Here is a 17,958-nt window from a genome sequence, read left to right on the forward strand (position 1 = left end):
GTCAGTGTGTGATGGCGGCCCGGAACGACGCGTCCTCCAGGAACAGCGAGGTGTTGTCGGGGCCGAGGTGGGTCCATTTGAGATTCAGCCCGCCGTCGACGAGCAGTGTCTGACCGGTGACGTAGGTCGACAGGTCCGACAGCAGGAACAGGATGGGCCCCGCCTGCTCGTCCGGCCGTCCTCGCCGGCCCATGGCGATGGCCCGGCGGTCACGATCGGGGTCCTCGCCGACATATGTGCGGGAGGCGGGGGTTTCGGTGACGCCGGGGGCGACGGCGTTGACCCGGATGCCGTCGAGCGCGAGTTCCGCGGCCATGGTCCGGGTCGCCGCCACGAGAGCGGCCTTGGCCGTGCCGTACGCGATATGGAAAGGGGCCGTGTTCATTCCGCTGATCGACGAGATCGACACGATCGAACCCGGGCGGCCCTGTGCCCGCATTTCCGCGGCCACCGCCTGACTGGTGAAGAACATGGTCTCGAGGTTCTGCTCGAACAGCCCGCGCCAGTCGTCGCGGGTCACGCGGGTGGCCGGCATCCAGGTCGCGGGGGCGGCGCCCCCGGCGACATTCACGAGGCCGTGCAGGGTGCCGGGCGCGGAGCGGGCTCGGTCGAGCGCGGTGGCGATACCGGCGTCGGTGCTCACATCGGCCGCGACCGGCGTGATGGGAAGGCCTTGTCCGGCAAGGGGTTCGATGTGCTCGGCGAGGTTCTCCGGTGACCGGCTCACTGCTATGACGGTGGCGCCCGCGCGGGCTGCCAGGCGGCAGACGGCCGTTCCGATACCGCCGCCCCCGGCGCCTGCGACTATGACCACCCGGCCCTTCAATCCGAGCCCGTCATAGCCGAATCCGTCGGCGGCCGGACGTTCGTTGACGTTGTCACTCACATCCGGCTCTGTTGCGAGCTCCCCTATTCGCTCGCTCATGGCCGCTCACGTCCCTCTCGCAGCGCCAGGACGCTGCCTTCCGCATCCGCGGAAACGTAGAGCGTTCCGTCCGGACCGGCGGCTATACCCGCGAACGGGCCCATCGGTCCCGACAACGGCGGAGTTCCATGCAGTGGTTTCGGCGAGACACCGGGCGGCGCGCCCACCGGTAGACCCGCCGCCAGTGTGGTGCGCGCTTTCGTCTCGAGATCGACCCGGACCAGTGCCTTGGCGTCGGCGTCCACGATATGTAACTGCCTGTCGCGCAGCAGGATTCCGTGTGGATTCGCCAGGCCGTCCACCACCGTGTCGACACCGGCGGCGGTCACCGCGACCACGCGCCCGGCACCCGACTCGGACACCAGGACGGTGCCGTCGGGCCCGAATGCGACACCGCGAGGCTGGTTCAACCCGGACGCCAGCACCTCGACCTGCCCCGCCCGGACGGCCAGGACCCGGCCCGCGCCCAGCTCCGCGGCCACGATCGTCCCGTCCGTGGCCACCGCCACGCCGTAGAGCTGGTCGAACCCGTCGGCCACGACCTCCGGCTCCGCCGCCGTGCCGGGGCGGTAGCGGGAGATCTGCCCCGTGGAGGTGGCGCACACGAACTCGCCCGTGCCGACGGCCGTCACGCCGCGCACGTAACCGGGATTCCCGGCGCTGAAAAGTGAGGCGACTGTGTGCAATTCACCGTCGCGCAAAACGTAGAAGAAGGTGCCGTCGGCGACATACAGGCCGCCGTCGTGGCCGACGGTGAGATCCAGCGGCCACAGCAGGCCACCCTCCAGAACGCCCCGGGTCTCGCCTCCGGTCAGGATCTCGGTGATCGCACCGGAGAAGTGCGAGACGAACAGGCGGTCGCCGACGAAGGCGCAGTTGTCCAGGCCGGGTTCCAAGCGCGCCAGCACCTTTCGGTCGCCGGTGCGCGGGTCGATGCGCAGCACCTCGCCGGTTTGCGCCTGAGTCGAGACGAGGCAGCCCTGGGCGTCGAACTTGACCGAGTCGGGAGCACCGAGATCGCCCGCTACACGTTCGGGCGTTCCGCCGTCGGGGTCGATGCGCCAGATGTCGTTGGTGCCCATGACCGGGTAGTAGAGAAGGCCGTCCGGCCCGACCTCCATGGCGTTCGGCATCGGCAGGTTGTCCTGCAGTACCCGCGGTGTGCCGCCGTCGAACGGAATCTCCAGGAGACGCCCGCCGATTCGGCATTCGTCGACGAACAACCGGCCGCGGTGCACGGTGATGCCATTGGCGCCCGGTAGGTCGTCGCGGAGCACGCGGGTGCGACCGTCGGTGCCGCGCAGGCTGACTCGCGCATCCATGTACTCGGTGGCGACGAGATTGCCCTCCGGATCGAAGGCCAGATCGTCGGGTGCGACGATCTCGCCGCCCTTCGCGCTGATCGTCTCCAGCTCACCGGTGGCGATATCGAGTGCGCTGATCTGGCTCCCGGCCACCTGGGCCACGTAGATGCGGCCGTCCGGACCGGTGCGCAGGCCGTTCGCGCCGAACAGCCGGCTCGGCGGGGTGAGCCGCTGCAGGCGCCATCCCTCGGCGAGGGTGAGCGGTGCGGTGCTGCGAAAGCGCGCCCCTGTGGTCACGTGGGGCCTCCCGGAGGGTGAGAATGGCATTTCCGGTTCACGACTCCGCCGGTGCCGAGCCTGCGCAGGAGATGTGTCTCCGGTCGAGCGGGGGAGCGGATCGTGTAACGCGGATCACGCTACTTCAATCCTCATAAGGATAGCAATACTTGCTTCGTTTACAGGACTGTCTGTGGTGGTAGGCGAGGTGTCCGTGACGACGAGATGGGTTGGAACATTGTTGACCCCAGCGTGTTTCGGGTAGTCCACGGCTCGTGGTCGATGCATGTGTGCGTGCCCCCGGGTGATCGTCTCCGGAGCGGAACGTCCACCGGGTCGGTGCGCCTCGGCTCGGGGTCGGTGCGGGCAGTTCACCGATAGCTCGATGAGAATGCATTAACAGTTTTCGAGAATGCTGTTACTGTACCGCCGTGAGCGGCGATACCGGCCGACTTCGGGCCGGGGTTTCGGCTGTGGCGCTAGATGCGCGGCGCCCCGGACTGCATCGCCGACCGCACGCCCGTGGGGGAGGCGGTCACCACTCCGCCCTCGAACCGTTCGAGGACCAGCGTCTGGGCCGCGGCGAGGTGGGTGCGGTACAGCTGCTCGGCGCGCTCGGCCCGTCCGGCCGCGATCTCCTTCACCAGGCGCCGGTGCGTGCGCACGGCCTCGGTCGCGTCGCCGGGGGACGGGTATTCGCCTCGCCGCGTGAGGGTTTCCGCCCATGCCTGCTCCTGCGCCGACCACAGCGCGACCAGGGAGCTGACCACGTAGCGGACGGTGAGGTTCGGGGTGAACGAGACGATGAGATCGTGGAATTCGCGCGCGGTCTGCGTGAAGGCCACGCCGTCGTCGATCAGTTCCGCCGACCGGTCGACATTCTCGGTGAGTGCGGGGATCACGGTCTCGGCGCGGTCGGGCCGGGTGGCGCATTCGGCCGCGCAGAGCGGTTCCAGCATGCGCAGCCCCGCCGCCAGATCGCCGAGCGTGACGCGCGCGCCCTGCAGCGCGAGCCCCAGGTGATACGCCGCCGACGTCTCGTCGGGGCGATGCACCTCCGCGCCGCCCACATTGCCGCGCCGCACGGTGACCAGGCCCTCGGTCTCCAGGATCCGCAGCGCCTCGCGAATCGACGGATAGCTGACGCCGAAATCCTGCACCAGCTGGTCCTGGGTGGGCAGCCGGTAGTTCTCGTCGCCGGTCAGGATGCGCGAGCGCAGTTCGGCCGCAACGGTTTCGGCGATCCGGCGTTGCGGCACCCGGCCGCGCCTGGGTGCCGTCACCGCATCCGCCCGGGCATGGTCCTCACGCGCTCCGCCTTTCCGTCATGGCGGCAGTTTAGCCATCGGCGATTGACCGTACAAATATTGCTATCCTTATGAGGATTGAAGTACTGTGCGGCAATGGACTTCACGATGGGTGAGACCGTCGCGGGGCTCCGGGATGAGCTGCGGCGGCTGATAGCCGAGGAGGTCCCCGCCGATTATCTCGGTGCTTTCACCGATGATCCGTCGGATCTGGCTGTCGCCCAACGATTCTGCCGCGTACTCGCCGACCGGGGCCTGCTGTGCGCGGCCTGGCCGGAGGAGTTCGGCGGCCGCGGCGCCCCGGTGTGGGAACAGACCGCCGTGCGCGAGGAGATGTGGGCCCATCACGAGCCGCGTGGCGCGCAGTACATGGGCGTCAACTGGGTCGGGCCGACGATCATGCGGCACGGCACGCCGGAACAGCAGCACAAACACCTGCCCCCGATCGCGCGGGGCGAGGTGATCTGGTGCCAGGGCTTCAGCGAACCGGACTCCGGCTCGGACCTGGCCTCGCTCCGCACCGCGGCCCGCCGCGACGGTGACGGCTGGCGCATCTCGGGGCAGAAGATCTGGACCTCCTACGCCACCATGGCGCAGTGGTGCTTCCTGCTCGCCCGCACCTCGCCGCGAGAGCGAAAACAACAGGGGCTCACCGTATTTCTGGTTCCGATGTCCGACCCGGGGATTCAGGTCCGGCCGATTCGGTCCATGCTCGGACCGCATCATCTCAACGAGGTCTTCCTCGACGGCGTGCGCGCGACCGAGGCCGACGTGCTCGGCCGGGTCGACGAGGGCTGGTCGGTGGTGGGGGAGGTGCTGGCGTTCGAACGCGTCGGCATCGCCCGCTATGCCCGCTGTGAGCGGCTACTGCGCTCCGCGCCGGAGGTCCTGGAGTCGCACTGGGAGTCGCTGCCCGCCGAGCTGCGGGGTCGTTGGGCGCGGGCGCTCACCCGGGCCCGGCGCGCCCGGCTGCTCGCCTACCAGGTGGTGTCGCTGCAGAGCGCGGGCCGGGTCGCCCCGGGTGACGCGGCGGCCTACCGCATCGCCGTGACGCGGCTCGACCAGGAAAGCGCCGCGGTACTGACGGAATTGGCGGCCTTCGCCACCGGGGACGGTGATCGGGTGCGGCGTTTCCGACGGGCGGTCGACGACCACTGGCGCTACGCCAATGCCGCGACCGTCGCGTCGGGGAGTATCGAGATCCAGAAGATTCTGCTGGCCCGGTCGCTGCTGGGGCGACCCCGGCGCACGGGGGAGGCGGCGTGATGGGCCGGTCGCCGACTACCGCGTCGTTCCGGCCCCACGAGCACGCGATGCGGATCGAACTCTCCGACGAGGCACAGGAATTCGGCAAGCATGTACTGCGTGCGCTGCGGGCGGCCGGTGGTGACGAACTGGTGCGGGCGGCCGAACTCGAGCCGGAACGCCGTGAGTCGCTGGTGAGGCCGGTACTCGATGTGCTCGGGGCCTGGGATCTGGAACCACGGCGGGACGGCGAGGAGCTGGAGGCCGCGGCCGCGCTGTGCCGCAGCGCGGGGTACTGGGTCACGCCGTATCCGGTCGCGGAGCGCCTGGCCCGGCCGGTCGACCTGGATGTCGACGGACTGGTGGTGGTAGCCGGGGACGAACCTGCCGCGGCGGTCGCGGGCCTCGATATACGCTGGGCGGCAGTGACTTTCGACGGCCTGCGCGGTGAGGTGGCAGTCCGGGCTTCCGGGGTCCCCGCGCGCGACTCAGCGTTTGTCACACGCCTGGACATTCGCCCGCTGGACGACGACGGCGGCGCGGATCTTGCTCTCGCACTGGTACTTCCGTGCTGGACACTGCTCGGCATGCTGGATCGCGCCGTCGAACTCACCCGCGATCACATCCTGGTCCGCGAGCAATTCGGCAGGCCCCTGGCGGAATTCCAGTCGGTGCAGTTCCAGCTGACCGACGCCGAGGTCGAGCGCCGGGGCGCCGATATGCTTGCCCGGTACGCTCTCTGGAGCATCCAGTCGGACCGTCCCGACGCGCTCCTCGACGCCGTGGCCCTGCGCTCCGCCCTCTTGGACGCCGCCGAATCCGTCTTCCGCACGGCCCACCAATTACACGGCGCCCTCGGCTTCTGCGACGAATCGCCGCTGTCGTGGCTGTCCCGCTACAGCCTGCCGCTGCGCCGACTCCCGCTCGGCACGGTGGGCACCGACGAAATGCTGACCCGGCTGTCGGGGCGACGCGGTCCGTCGGGGCTGTACTCCGACTCGACGGGAGTGTGAGGCTCGATGTACGACCTTCCCGCGGTTTTGACCGTACAGTCCGCCGGACCCGTCCGCACCGTCGTGATCGATCGGCCCGATGCGCTGAACGCGGTGAACGCCGATCTGCACCGGGCGCTGGCCGAGGTCTGGCGGCAGCTGGCCGCGGACCGGGAGGCGCGGGTGGTGATCCTCACGGGGTCCGGCCGGACATTCAGCGCCGGCGGCGATCTGGAGTGGATCACCACGTTCTTGGACGACCCAGTGGCGCGGGACGAGAGCATTCGCGAAGGTGCCCGGATCATCGAGGAGATGCTGCGTTTCCCGCTGCCGGTGATCGCGGCGGTGAACGGCGCGGCCGTGGGGCTGGGTGCCAGCATTGCCGTGCTGTGCGATGTGGTGCTGATGTCGGAGCGAGCTTACCTCGCCGACCCGCACGTAGCGGTCGGCCTGGTGGCGGGCGACGGGGGCGCGGCGTTCTGGCCGTTGCTGACGCCTATTCTGCGCACCCGGGAGTACCTGTACACCGGCGACCGGATCGATGCCACCACCGCCGTCGAGGTCGGCCTGGCGAGCAGGACCGTCGCACCGGACCAATTGCTCTGCGAGGCAAGCAAACTCGCGGAGCGGCTGGCCGCCCAGCCGCCGGAGGCGCTGCGCGGCACCAAGAGAGTGGTCAACATGTATCTGTCGCAGGCCCTGGGCGGGCCGATGCAGGCCGGGTTCGCCGCCGAGGTGGCCACCATGCAGACCCCCGAACACCGGGAACGGCTGCTGGCACTGCGAGATCGAGCGCGATGACCGCGCCGGACCTCACCGAGTTCCGCACCGAGGTCCGGAACTGGTGCCGCACACACATTCCGGCCGATTGGCGCAGCGCGCAGACCGGTGCGACCGACGCGGAGTTCCTTCGCTTCCAACAGGACTGGTTCCAGCGGCTGCGCGCCGCGGGATACGCGGTCCCGCACTGGCCGCGCGAGTACGGCGGCGGCATGTCGGTGCCGGAACAGATCGTGCTCTATCAGGAACTGGCCGCCCACGACGCACCCCGGCTGGTACTGGCGTTCGTCGCCATCCACCACGCGGCCGCGACGCTGCTGTCGGCGGGGACGGCGGAACAGCGCCTGCGGCATCTGCCGGCCATCCTGAACGGCGAGATCTGGGTGCAGGGCTTCTCCGAACCGGAGGCCGGTTCGGACCTCGCCGCGCTGCGCACCACCGCCCGCCGCGACGGCGACGGCTACCTGGTCACCGGCCAGAAGGTGTGGGCCAGCGGCGCCCAGTACGCGGACTGGTGCCTGCTGCTGGCCCGCACCGATCCCGAAGCACCGAAACGACAAGGGATTTCGTTCTTCCTCATGGATATGCGGAGTCCCGGTGTAGACGTCCGCCCGATCCGCCAGGCGACCGGCGAATCGCACTTCTGCGAGATCTTCCTCGACAATGTGCGGATTCCGGCGGATCAGCTGATCGGTGCCGAGAACGCGGGCTGGCGGGTGGCTCAGCACACGCTCGGCGCCGAGCGCGGCCTGACCATGCTGGAGCTTGCCGAACGGCTCGGCAACGCCGGATTCCGATGGCTGGTCGAGGCCTGCGCGCACCCGGATCCGCAGGGCCTGCGTCCGATCGACGACCCGGTGGTTGCCGATCGGCTGGCCGCCCTGGAGATCGAGATCACCGGACTGCGCGGGCTGTGCCGGGACCTGGTGGAACGGCACGAGACGGGCGCCGTGGGTCCGGCCGACGCGTCGATCGTCAAGTTGTACTACAGCGAATTACTGCAACGTATAACTGATTTCGGTGCCGAGATCGGAGGGATGGCCGCCCATACGGTACTCCGCAAGCCGATGTCCGGCGGCTGGGAATCCGGTGCGTGGGTCCTGGATTTCGTGGGCTCCTGGGAGTGGACCATCCCGGGCGGCGCCAGCGAGATCCAGCGCACCATCATCGGAGAACGCGGGCTCGGCCTGCCCCGGGAGCCTGCATGACGCACGGCGAATTCGACGACCTCCACGACGAATTGCGCGCGGTGGCGCGCGGCATGCTCGGCAAGGCCGGGGCCGGCTCGACGGTGGACTGGCCGCAGATCGCACGATCGGGTTGGCTGGGACTGGAGGCGCCCACCGAATTCGGCGGTGCGGGTGCGACTTTCGCGGAGGTCGCGGCGCTGCTGGAGGAGATGGGACGCGCGGTGGCGTGCGGCCCCTTCTCGTCGGTGGCGGTACTCGGTCTCGGTGCGCTCGGGCTCATCGCGCCGAACCTGGGGCGGGACAGGCTGTTTCGCGAGGCGATCGCCGGGGAATCGGTGCCGATTGCCGTGATGTCGGGGGACTGCCGGGACAGCTTCGCTATAGGCGAGAGGTGCGGTCCGTCGCCTTCCGGTGTGATCATCGGTGCAGCCGGGGTGGGCGTCGATGCGACCGTGGCGAAGTCGGCGCGAGCCGGTTCAGCGGTCCCGGCGTTCCGGCTGGTCGCGGGTCCTGATGCGCTATATCTGTACGGCAGTGCGGAATTCGTGCCCGACGCGCCCTACGCCGACCTCATGCTCGTACCCGCCCGCGCCCCGGACGGTGCGATCGTCACGGCGGTCGTCACACCCGGCGCACCCGGCATGGAGATTACGGCACAACCCGTGGTCGACACGACCCGCACCCTCGCCACGGTCACCGCCGACCATGTCGCGATCCCACCGGAATCGGTGTGGCGGTTCTCCGGTGACCCCACTACGGCCCTGTGCCGCCTGCACGACCGCGCCGCCCTCGCCACCGCCTGCGACAGCCTCGGCCTGAGCGAGGCCATGCTGCAGACCACCGTCGAATACGTCGGCGTCCGAGAACAATTCGGCCGCCCCATCGGCTCCTTCCAAGCCGTCAAACACGCCTGCGCCGACATGCTGGTGCAAGTAACCGTCGCGCGCCAACTGATCATGGCGGCAGTCCGCGCCCAGGTCGAACAACGGCCGGACGCGAGCACCGCGGCCTCGATGGCCAAGGCGTACACGACCGCGGCCGCCGTCGAGGTAGCAGGCACAGCCATGCAGCTGCACGGCGGCATCGGCTACACCTGGGAGAGCGGCATCCACGCCTACCTGAAACGAGCGACGCTCAATCGGTCGCTCTTCGGCACCCCGGCCCAGCACCGTCGCCGCATCGGCCGGCGCTACGCCTGAGGCGCCGCTCAGCCGCCGACCGCCCGCAATGCGTCCAGGTCCATGATCGCGTTCGAGGTCCGGTGCACGATGGCGCGGCAGACGTCGGCCGGTTGGAATTCCGGCATGAGGGCGCTGCGCCCGATGGTGATCATCCACGCGAAATACGGGTAGAGGCACTGTTGCCGGTAGGCCAGCCACGCGTCCTCGAAGGGTAGGGCGGGCCCGCCCGCCGCGTGCAGGCGGTCGATGTAGAACGCGATGAGGTCGCGCTCCCACGCCCGGCGGTCCTCCACCTCGAGCCCGGAGGTGATCGTGTAGGTCACGTCGAAGGCCCAGCTGCCGCGCAGCACCAGCTGCCAATCGGTGAATCCCATGCGGCCGTCGTCGCAGACGTAGGCGTTGCCGATATGGGGATCGCCGTGCAGGAGCGTCTGCGCGCCCTGCTCGGCGAGCAGCAGGGCCTTCGCGCAGGCGTCGTACAGGTCGCCCTGGACGGGAGGCAGTGTCTCGGGCACGATTTCGGGGGCGCGGCGAAGCCCGACGGTGGCCCGCTTGCGCATCCCCAGCAGCCGATCGAAGTTGCGGAAATGGTCGCTCGGCGTCTTCAGCCAGCCGCGCGCCTTCAGCTCGGGAGATTCCCAGTAGTGGCCGTGCCAGACCGCCATATTCGCCAGCAGGTCCTCGATCTGCGGGCGCGTGATGGGCTGGAGCGGAGTGCAGAACTGCGCCCGCTTGGTGGCGCTGATGTCTTCGAGCAGCGTCAGCGACCGGCCGGTGCGGGTATCCGCGGCACCGAAATATCCCTGGGGCGCTTCGATATTCAGCTGCGGTCGCAGATGCTGGAAGAATCCGGGCTCACCGGGGAGCGCGTGCGCGAGGTACTGGGTCAGGCGCTGGGTGAAGGTCCGGGTCGTCTTGCCGAACAGGTGCTCGGGCAGGTGCGCGGCCCGGCCCGCCTCGTTGTAGCCCACCGTGACCCGCCACCGGCTCGTCGTGCCGCTGTCGACATCGACGATCTCGAACGATTCCACCTCCGCGCCGGGATGTCCGGCGGCGAGCACACCGGTGAGCCATTGCGCGGTGACCTCGTTCTTCTTCATCGGAATCGCGAGGTCTTTACGCCGCAGCATCTTCTCTGCCAGCACCGCGCCGCCGAGCCGCAGTGCCCCGGGCAGCACGCCCTGCGGCGCACTCTCGGTTGATGTTTCGCCCATGCCATCGCCTTCCTCGCCCTGCCCCGTGCCGCACGCCGCGGTGGATCGCAGTATCCGGCAGCGGATGCGGTCGCGCACCGGGTCGAAAGGCCCGCTCACGGGCCGCTGAAATCGCGCTTACCTGCGTATACGCCGCATTTTTCGGCTGGCGGAGGGGGTGCGAAATGGCGCGGTGTGCACGATGATTGGCGCGCGATACCCGACGACCGTCAGGCTCGGGCGGCCCACCTTCGCTGGGCCCGGCGGAGCGCGCCCGGATCGGCGTAGCCGGCGCGCCGGGCGAGCGCCGACCGAGTGTCGTTCGGGCTGGTGTGGGCACCGCGTTCCACCACCGCACTGCGGGCCCGGTCGAGTTCGCGGGTCCAGGTCGTGCCCTCGTCCGCGAGCCGTCGCTGCAGCGTGCGCCTGCTCGTGGCCAGGTGGCGCGCGGCGCGGTCGATGGTCACCCGGCCGTCGCCGAGCAGCGCGATCAACGCGTGGTGCAGCTGACTGACCCAGGTCGCGTCGAGGCGGCGCGGCGGCGGCAGTGTCTCCGCGCACCGGCGCAGGACGGCGGCGAGCGCGGGATCCGCCGTCCGCAGCGGCGTCGCCAGATCGCCGGTGCGGAAGGTGATCTGGTCCGTCGGGGCGTCGAAATCGATCCGGTGCGTGCCGAACGCCTCGACGAAGCGGTCGTGCCGCCGCGGCGCGGGCTGCCGGAAACGGATCCGGACCGGATGCACGTCGCGCCCGGTGGCGTGCCGGGCGCGGGTCACGACGGCGGCGAGTGAGAACTGCGTGGCCAGTTGATGTCCGCGCCCGTGCCCGTTGAGCAGCCGGACGTCCGCGTTCGCCTCCTCCTCGGAATCGCCGGAGACCGCGAATCCGACATTGGTGGTGATGAGGTCCGCGTACTCCTCGGAGAGCGCCAGCCCGTCGGCGAGGGTGGGCGCCGTGCTGAACAGGTAGTCGTGTAATCCGAAGTGGCCCAGCGTATTCACCTGACCGATGCGCAGCGCCACGTCGCGGTCCTCGAGCTCGTGCTCGATCAGTTCCCACAGGTACAGCTGGCTGTTGCTCGGCACCAGGGTGTCACCGCTGTCCAGCAACCACTCCGGCAGCTCCGCCGCACGCGCCAGCCGTCGCCGGGATGCCCCGGTGACCCCGGCGTTGTCCAGCATGAAATTCGGGAAAGAGACGCTGTCTGCCGTATCCACCTGTGAGCACCTGTATCCGGCCGCGAGCGGCCGATTCGAACCGATGAGCATGTGCCGATCCGTCCGAGGGCGGACCGCTCCGTGACGGTAGCCGAATGCGGTGTTCTCCGCATGCGCCGCTGCGCCGGAGTGGGTGCGCGTGCCTATCAGGAATCTGTGACATACTGCCTCCAGACAGCGGCTTCTTACCGCCGCCCGGGCCACAGCTTCGACGCGGGCCCCGATATCGCCGCTCCGGCACCATTCGCCGCGAGCGAATCGAATTCTCGCTTCGCCGGGAAGCATCGTCCGCCTCCCGAGATAGCTCCCCGCACCGCCCGGTGCCATTCACTGCGACCTACGCAGACCCCCGAACCCTGACGCAGCCATCCATACCCCTGACCACCTTGAGAGAAAGAGCGCATGCCCATGAGTGCCGACCGAGTCACCGACAGCTCCGATCCAGCGCTGCAGGAGCGTAAGCCCATGCGTACCAATCGAATTACCGATGGCCCCGAGCGAGCGCTCCTCGAGAACACGCTCGATCGGAACCGCGAAGCACTCATCGAGACCGCACGCGGGCTGTCCGAGGCACATGCCCGCCGCCGACTCGTCGCCTCGCTGACGACGCCGATCTCCTTGCTGAAGCACGCGGCCGCCGCGGAACGGATTTGGTTCCAACGATTCTGGGCGGAACTCGGCGAATCCGAATGCGACGGGTACTCCCAGCGCGACGAGGGCACCTTCGCCGTCACCGACGACGAGTCGCTGGACGACGTGATCGCCGAGTTCGAGCGCGCGAGCCGTCGATCCCGGGCCATCGCCGCCCGCTTCGACCTCGACGACACCAGGGACGTTCCGGGCGAAGGGACGATCAGCATGCGCTTCACCCTGCTCGCCATGATCGAAGAATTCGCCAGGCACGCGGGTCACGGCGACATCCTGCGCGAGCAGATCGATCGCCCGATACCCCAGAGCCCGTAAGACTTCCGCGCCACCGGCGGGACACATTGGCACGATCGGCCGCCGGATCGGCACCATCGGCACTACTCGTTCGAGCGGGCGCGGTGTCACCATCGTCGGTGGCTATCCGCACCGCCGCCGCTGTCGATCGCCGTCCCATCCGTCGAATACCTGCCGCGAGCCCTAGGACAGTGATTGGCGCACCCGAATTCCCCGCAAGTGACCTCGTCGCCTTCGTGTCCGGTCGTCCACGGCGCACCGGTCGGCGCGCCCGACTCGCGGGTGCCGCTGTACGCGCCCGAGTTCGCGTCCGATCCGCACCGCGCATATGGCGAGATGCGAAGGCGGTACGGGCCTTTGGTGCCCGTGGACCTGGCGCCGGGCGTGCCCGCGACGCTGGTGGTCGAATACCGCACGGCGGTGCGGATCCTCAATGATCCCGAGCGCTTTCCGGCCGACCCGCGCACGTGGCAGGAGAATGTTCCGGCCGACTGCCCGGTCCGCCCGATCATGGAGTGGCGGCCCACCGCGAGCCGGAACAGCGGCCCGGACTTCCTGCGCTACCGGCAGGCCATCACCGGCAGCATCGGCGAGGTGGATTCGTTCGCCCTGCATGCCGCGGTGGGGGAGATCGCCGCGCCGCTGATCGATTCCTTCTGCCGAGCCGGGACCGCCGACCTGATCCAGCAGTACGCGTTCCCCCTGGCCTTCGGGGCGGTCAACGCGCTGCTGGGCTGCCCGCCGGAGATCGGGCAGCGGGTCGCCGACGGCATGGCCGCGCTCGTCGAGGGCGTCGACGCCGAGAACGGCAACCGAATGATCAGTGCGGCGATGCTGGAGCTGGTGCAGCTCAAACGCGCCGAGAGCGGTAGCGACCTCACGTCTCTGCTGCTGCGGCATCCCGCCGGGCTCGACGACGAGGAGATGGTCCACCAGGTGGCGGGCCACTACGGCGCCGGGATCGAATTCCAGCAGAACCTGATCGCCAACACGCTGCTCGCGATCTTCACCGACGACCGGTTCGGCGGCAGCGTCGTCGGCGGCAGCCTGTCGACCCGCGACGCCCTGGACGAGGTGCTGTTCGACGACCCACCGCTGGCGAACTTCCTCATCAGCTACCCCCGCCAGCCGATCCTGCTCGACAATGTCTGGCTGGCGGCCCATCAGCCGATCGTGATCAGCATGGCCGCCTGCAACAACGATCCCGCGATCCGCGCCGAGGACCACACGGGCAACCGCTCGCACCTGTCGTGGGGCATCGGCAGCCACGCCTGCCCCGCGCAATCGCTGGCCTACCTGATCGCCCAGAACGCCATCGATCAGCTCCTCGACGTGCTGCCCGATATACGCCTGGCCGTCCCGGCCGACGAACTCGCGTGGCGGCCCGGCCCTTTCCATCGGGCCCTGGCGGCCCTACCGGTCACCTTTCCGCCCGCGTCGCCGCTGAACCCGTACTGAGGGTACGGGCGAACCACCTCGGGGCAGGCTCCTCGCCGAGTGAGTGGCCGGTCGGCGGCGGCCGGTCAGGACAGGCGCCGGGCCGCCAGCTCGCGGAGGTCGCTGGACTTGATCTTGGCGCTGCCGGTCTGGGCGAGATCCTCCTCGGCGAAGAACAGGACGTGGCGCGGGATCTTGTAGCTGGCCAGGCGTTCGCGGAGGAAGGCGCGGATCTCGTTGCCGTCCAAGCGCATTCCCGTCCGGGGCACCACGCAGGCCACCACTGCCTCGCCGAGGGTCTCGTGTGGCACGCCGACGGTGCGGGCGATGTGCACGCCCGGATACCCGGCCAGGGCCTCGTCCACCTCGCGGGGGGAGACGTTGGCGCCGCCCGTCTTGATGATGTCGGTGAGGCGGCCCTCCCAGAACAGGCGGCCCGCGTCGTCGAGGTATCCGCCGTCGCCGGTGTGGAAATAGCCGCCGGGGTCGAGGGTTTCGTCGAGCGGGGTGCCATCGTAGCCCAGCATCAAGGTCGGGCCCTTGACGCAGATCTCGCCTCTCTCGCCGCGGGCCAGGACCGTTCCCGCGAGCGGGTCGACGATCTTGATCGTATTGCCCGGCAGCGGTTCGCCGCTGCTGCCCGCGATCGTCTCCGCGGGGGTATTCGCCGGGAAGCAGGTGGTGATGGTGAAGGTTTCGGTATTGCCGTAGGCGTGCCCCGGTTCGGTCCAGTCGGTCGACACTCGGGGATGCCGGGCCGCGGGGGTGTTCACGTCCACGAACCGCAGGCTGCCGAGATCCGTTGCCGCCCAATTGAGCGAGCTTTCCAGCTGGGCCCACTGGTGCGGCCACGCGACGGGGAAATTCACCCGCTCCGACTCCATCAGGTGCAGCGCCGCGCTCGCGTCGAAGGTCGACTGCAGGACGAGGCTGCCGCCCGCGGCGAGCGTCGCGCCCAGCGCCATCCCGAAGTTGCCCGACCAGAAGAAGCCGTTCGCCGTCCAGCATCGAACGCGGTCCTGCGGGCCGAAGCCGTACATGCGGCGGAACCGCCACATCTGGAGGGCCACGCCGCGATGCGCGCTGCGGATGCCCTTCGGACGGCTGGTGCTGCCCGAGGAGAAGAACAGCACCGCGGTATCGCCGGGCCGTACCGAAGCTGCTGTCGCCTCGATCAATTCGGCGGGCTCGGCCGCGCCGCGGGCCAGGAACGTGTCCCAGGAGTCGATCGCCCCGCCTGCGACGGAGGTGCCGACGACCGCGAGGTGCCGTAGGAACGGATAGGTCACCGACCGCACCGCGCCGGGTGCGGTGGTGCCCAGCGCCGGTTCCAGTTCGGTGAGTGTCGCCGCGAAATCCCGCTTGCCGACGGCACGTTCGAACAGCAGCACCGACACCCCGGACACTCGCAGCAGGTGGTCCAGCTCGGCCGGAGTGGAGAAGGTGCTGAGCGCCACGGCCACGCCCCCGGCGAGCGAGGTGCCGAAGACGGTGGCGATCCATTCGGGCCGGTTGGTCATGAGCACGCCGACCCGGCTGTCCTTGCCCACCCCGCACGCGCGCAGGGCGCGGGCCACCGCCGTCGCGTGATCCCACAGCTCGTCGTAGGTCCAACGGGTGACCTCGGAACCCTGGTGTGCCACAAGCGCTTCGCGGTCTCCGTAGGCCCGGGACACCTCGCGCAGGAAACCGGGCAGGGTGAGCGGCCCGAGCCCCGGTTCCGTATCGAGCGGTGGACCGGAGGCGATCGCCGGAACCGTATCGTGGGTGCCCATCGTCGTTCTCCCCGGCTCAGTACGGCAGCTCGACTTCGGCGGTGCAGGCGACCAGCAGGCCGCCGTCCTGGTCGGTGAGCCGCAACTTCACCTGCACCAGCGGCACACCCCACACCGAATCCGTGTCCTTGCCTACGATCTCGGCGTCGAAGTAGGTCACGTCACCCTCGAACGCGGGTCCGCGGAAGTCCGCCTTGGTGTGGCGCACCAGGCCGTCGTTACCCGCCCAGTACGCGAGATAGTCGGTGCACCAGGCGCCCATGGTGGCGCCGTAGCCGTAGGCGCGGGCCATGCCGACCTCACCGGCCCGGTCGGCGTCGATGTGCCCGCGCGAGGGACCGACGTAGAGGCCGTCGCGCAGCCGCGGATCGATCCGGGCACCGTCCTCGTCGAATCCGAATCCCTCGGTCCAGCCGGGATCCTGGTTGATCCACGGGTCGTCGACGCCCTCCGGCGCGGTCCAGTGGAAGGTGCCCCAGATGTTGAACAGGAAGGCGCGGTACTCGGTGGTGAAGCTGGCGATGGTGTGCGGTCCGATGACGCGCCGCGGCAGGCGGTCGCCGACCTTCACCTCGTCGAAGTGCGGGGACACGCCGGCCCGGTTGGACAGCAGCCACTCGTGCCGCAGTTCGTCCACGGCCGCCAATTCCGCCGCGGTCCAGGACTTCACGGCGCCGAGCTGGTTGTCGTACATTCCGCGCTTCTTCGCCTCGGCGGCGAGATAGCGGATGGCGGTGGACCTTTCGCGGGCGACCAGCACGCCGTGCTGATTGCGGTGCGCGGTGTCACCGCGCGAGAACATGGTCGGCCCGGCGAATTTCGTCTCCGCGACCTTGTAGTCGTGAAAGCGCCGCTCCTGCCGCAGCGAATCGCCCGGTCGCACCGGGCAGCCGTAGAACCACCACTCCTCGCCACCGAAGATGAGGTGGCTGCCCGGGATGCGGCCCACGCACGCAGGCTGGGCGCCGTGCCCGTAATCCAGTGCCACGGCGATGGATTGGGGCGCGACCAGCCCGCCGTACCGCGATTCCCGCGCGAATTCCTGATCCCAGTGCAGCGGGTTGGGGTAGTCCATCGCCATCACCCAGCGGCGGATGTCGGAGGTGCTGCACGGATCCCACAGCTGCCCGCCGCCGACCGGCTTGCCGACGCGGTGGTCGACATCGGTGAGGTCGAGCTCGATCGTCTTCTCGGTCACGGCAAACTCCTCAGCGATTCACGTCCACGACGAAACGGCCGCGCACGGCGCCGTCGACGAGCCGGTCCGCCGCGGCGATCGTGTCGCCCAGCGAGATCTCCGTGGCGATCGAATCCAGTGCGGCCGGGTCGAGGTCGCGGGCGAGCCGGGTCCAGGCCTCCAGGCGACGCGGCGTGGCGGCCCGCACGCTGTCGATGCCGAGCAGTGTCACCCCGCGCAGGATGAACGGCGCGACCGTGGCCGGGAAGTCCATGCCCTGCGCGAGACCGCACGCAGCGATCGCGCCGCCGTACCGAATCTGCGCGCACACATTGGCGAGGGTGTGGCTGCCCACGGTGTCGACCCCACCGGCCCAGCGTTCTCGCTGCAGCGGTTTGCCGCGCTCGGCCAGATCTGCGCGGTCGACCACGGAACTCGCGCCGAGATCTCGGAGATAGCCTGTCTCCGAGGACTTCCCGGTCGCGGCGGCCACGGTGAATCCGGCCTTCGCCAGCAGCGCGATGGCGATACTGCCGACGCCGCCCGTCGCGCCGGTCACCAGGATCTCGCCCTGATCCGGCGCGATGCCCTGCCGCTGCAGTGCGTCGACGCAGAGCGCGGCCGTGTAACCCGCGGTGCCGATCGCCATCGCCTGGCGCGCGCTGAATTCGGCGGGCAGCGGCACCAGCCAGTCACCGTCCACCCGGGCGCGCTGGGCCAGTCCGCCCCAGTGGCCCTCGCCCACGCCCCAGCCGTTGAGCACGACGGAGTCGCCGGCCGACCAGTCCGGGTGCGTGCTCTCGGCGACGACACCGGCCAGGTCGATGCCGGGCACCATCGGGAACGAGCGGATGATCGGGGATGCGCCCGTAATGGCCAGGGCGTCTTTGTAATTGAGAGTCGAGTACGCGACGTCGATGCGGACATTCCCCTCCGGTAGGTCCGCCTCGTTCACCTCCGTCAGCGCGACCTTCGGGTTCGCATCGGCCTTGTCGATGAGCAGTGCCGTGAACATTC

General features: G+C 69.5%; 15 protein-coding genes. 7 read left to right on the plus strand and 8 right to left on the minus strand.

Annotated features, from left to right (window positions below):
- Position 1 precedes the first annotated feature (1 nt).
- The 3 genes from NM1_RS08720 to NM1_RS08730 form a co-directional block, all read right to left on the minus strand.
- A complete protein-coding gene (locus NM1_RS08720; RefSeq protein ID WP_084519293.1) occupies positions 2-925 on the minus strand; it encodes an SDR family NAD(P)-dependent oxidoreductase in 924 nt (307 codons plus the stop codon).
- Positions 922-2,526: an SMP-30/gluconolactonase/LRE family protein gene (locus NM1_RS08725; RefSeq protein ID WP_246010773.1), complete on the minus strand. Its 1,605-nt coding sequence runs from the start codon at positions 2,524-2,526 to the stop codon at positions 922-924. The genes NM1_RS08720 and NM1_RS08725 overlap by 4 nt, the downstream gene beginning before the upstream one ends.
- 458 nt (positions 2,527-2,984) lie before the next feature.
- Complete coding sequence (locus NM1_RS08730) at positions 2,985-3,788, minus strand: FadR/GntR family transcriptional regulator (RefSeq protein WP_068016351.1); 804 nt, start codon at positions 3,786-3,788, stop codon at positions 2,985-2,987.
- 120 nt (positions 3,789-3,908) lie between these two features.
- On the opposite strand from NM1_RS08730, the gene NM1_RS08735 reads away from it, so the two are divergent.
- From NM1_RS08735 to NM1_RS08755, 5 genes are read left to right on the plus strand one after another with little or no spacing between them, the layout of a single operon-like run.
- Complete coding sequence (locus NM1_RS08735; RefSeq protein WP_068016354.1) at positions 3,909-5,078, plus strand: acyl-CoA dehydrogenase family protein; 1,170 nt, start codon at positions 3,909-3,911, stop codon at positions 5,076-5,078.
- A 47-nt stretch (positions 5,079-5,125) separates the two neighbouring features.
- The gene (locus tag NM1_RS08740; RefSeq protein WP_068016357.1) at positions 5,126-6,070 is read left to right on the plus strand and encodes an acyl-CoA dehydrogenase family protein; all 945 of its coding nucleotides are present in this window, start codon (positions 5,126-5,128) and stop codon (positions 6,068-6,070) included.
- A gap of 6 nt (positions 6,071-6,076) precedes the next feature.
- On the plus strand, positions 6,077-6,850 hold the full coding sequence (locus tag NM1_RS08745; RefSeq protein ID WP_068016360.1) for an enoyl-CoA hydratase/isomerase family protein: 774 nt from the start codon (positions 6,077-6,079) through the stop codon (positions 6,848-6,850).
- Positions 6,847-8,037 carry an acyl-CoA dehydrogenase family protein gene (locus NM1_RS08750; protein WP_068016362.1) on the plus strand — a complete coding sequence of 397 codons (1,191 nt, stop codon included), beginning with the start codon at positions 6,847-6,849 and terminating at the stop codon, positions 8,035-8,037. The genes NM1_RS08745 and NM1_RS08750 overlap by 4 nt, the downstream gene beginning before the upstream one ends.
- Entirely contained in the window at positions 8,034-9,218 is a 1,185-nt protein-coding gene (locus tag NM1_RS08755; protein WP_068016367.1) for an acyl-CoA dehydrogenase family protein, read from the plus strand. The genes NM1_RS08750 and NM1_RS08755 overlap by 4 nt, the downstream gene beginning before the upstream one ends.
- Positions 9,219-9,226: 8 nt before the next feature.
- On the opposite strand, the gene NM1_RS08760 is transcribed toward NM1_RS08755, so the two are convergent.
- The gene (locus NM1_RS08760; protein ID WP_068016862.1) at positions 9,227-10,414 is read right to left on the minus strand and encodes a phosphotransferase; all 1,188 of its coding nucleotides are present in this window, start codon (positions 10,412-10,414) and stop codon (positions 9,227-9,229) included.
- Between the two features lie 209 nt (positions 10,415-10,623).
- Positions 10,624-11,610: an AraC family transcriptional regulator ligand-binding domain-containing protein gene (locus NM1_RS08765; RefSeq protein WP_169814220.1), complete on the minus strand. Its 987-nt coding sequence runs from the start codon at positions 11,608-11,610 to the stop codon at positions 10,624-10,626.
- 465 nt (positions 11,611-12,075) lie between these two features.
- Here NM1_RS08765 and NM1_RS08770 point away from each other — a divergent pair, with 465 nt between their 5' ends.
- Complete coding sequence (locus NM1_RS08770; protein ID WP_068016370.1) at positions 12,076-12,573, plus strand: DinB family protein; 498 nt, start codon at positions 12,076-12,078, stop codon at positions 12,571-12,573.
- Positions 12,574-12,912: 339 nt separating this feature from the next.
- On the plus strand, positions 12,913-14,010 hold the full coding sequence (locus NM1_RS08775) for a cytochrome P450 family protein (RefSeq protein ID WP_373864033.1): 1,098 nt from the start codon (positions 12,913-12,915) through the stop codon (positions 14,008-14,010).
- A 65-nt stretch (positions 14,011-14,075) separates the two neighbouring features.
- On the opposite strand, the gene NM1_RS08780 is transcribed toward NM1_RS08775, so the two are convergent.
- From NM1_RS08780 to acuI, 3 genes are read right to left on the minus strand one after another with little or no spacing between them, the layout of a single operon-like run.
- A complete protein-coding gene (locus tag NM1_RS08780; protein WP_068016375.1) occupies positions 14,076-15,764 on the minus strand; it encodes a class I adenylate-forming enzyme family protein in 1,689 nt (562 codons plus the stop codon).
- Between the two features lie 16 nt (positions 15,765-15,780).
- Positions 15,781-16,962 carry an FAS1-like dehydratase domain-containing protein gene (locus NM1_RS08785; RefSeq protein ID WP_211339306.1) on the minus strand — a complete coding sequence of 394 codons (1,182 nt, stop codon included), beginning with the start codon at positions 16,960-16,962 and terminating at the stop codon, positions 15,781-15,783.
- 10 nt (positions 16,963-16,972) lie between these two features.
- Positions 16,973-17,956 (minus strand): acrylyl-CoA reductase (NADPH), encoded by a 984-nt coding sequence (gene acuI / locus NM1_RS08790; RefSeq protein WP_068016381.1) that lies wholly within the window; start codon positions 17,954-17,956, stop codon positions 16,973-16,975.
- Positions 17,957-17,958 lie beyond the last annotated feature (2 nt).

It is taken from the genome of Nocardia mexicana NBRC 108244 (genome assembly GCF_001613165.1).
GTDB lineage: Bacteria > Actinomycetota > Actinomycetes > Mycobacteriales > Mycobacteriaceae > Nocardia > Nocardia mexicana.

What these genes read in the sequence shown, in the direction of transcription:
- NM1_RS08760 (WP_068016862.1), bottom strand. Translation starts at nt 10,414, where the DNA reads ATGGGCGAAACATCAACCGAGAGTGCGCCGCAGGGCGTGCTGCCCGGG.
- NM1_RS08745 (WP_068016360.1), top strand. Translation starts at nt 6,077, where the DNA reads ATGTACGACCTTCCCGCGGTTTTGACCGTACAGTCCGCCGGACCCGTC.
- NM1_RS08750 (WP_068016362.1), top strand. Translation starts at nt 6,847, where the DNA reads ATGACCGCGCCGGACCTCACCGAGTTCCGCACCGAGGTCCGGAACTGG.
- acuI (WP_068016381.1), bottom strand. Translation starts at nt 17,956, where the DNA reads ATGTTCACGGCACTGCTCATCGACAAGGCCGATGCGAACCCGAAGGTC.
- NM1_RS08780 (WP_068016375.1), bottom strand. Translation starts at nt 15,764, where the DNA reads ATGGGCACCCACGATACGGTTCCGGCGATCGCCTCCGGTCCACCGCTC.
- NM1_RS08755 (WP_068016367.1), top strand. Translation starts at nt 8,034, where the DNA reads ATGACGCACGGCGAATTCGACGACCTCCACGACGAATTGCGCGCGGTG.
- NM1_RS08770 (WP_068016370.1), top strand. Translation starts at nt 12,076, where the DNA reads ATGCGTACCAATCGAATTACCGATGGCCCCGAGCGAGCGCTCCTCGAG.
- NM1_RS08740 (WP_068016357.1), top strand. Translation starts at nt 5,126, where the DNA reads ATGCGGATCGAACTCTCCGACGAGGCACAGGAATTCGGCAAGCATGTA.
- NM1_RS08720 (WP_084519293.1), bottom strand. Translation starts at nt 925, where the DNA reads ATGAGCGAGCGAATAGGGGAGCTCGCAACAGAGCCGGATGTGAGTGAC.
- NM1_RS08735 (WP_068016354.1), top strand. Translation starts at nt 3,909, where the DNA reads ATGGACTTCACGATGGGTGAGACCGTCGCGGGGCTCCGGGATGAGCTG.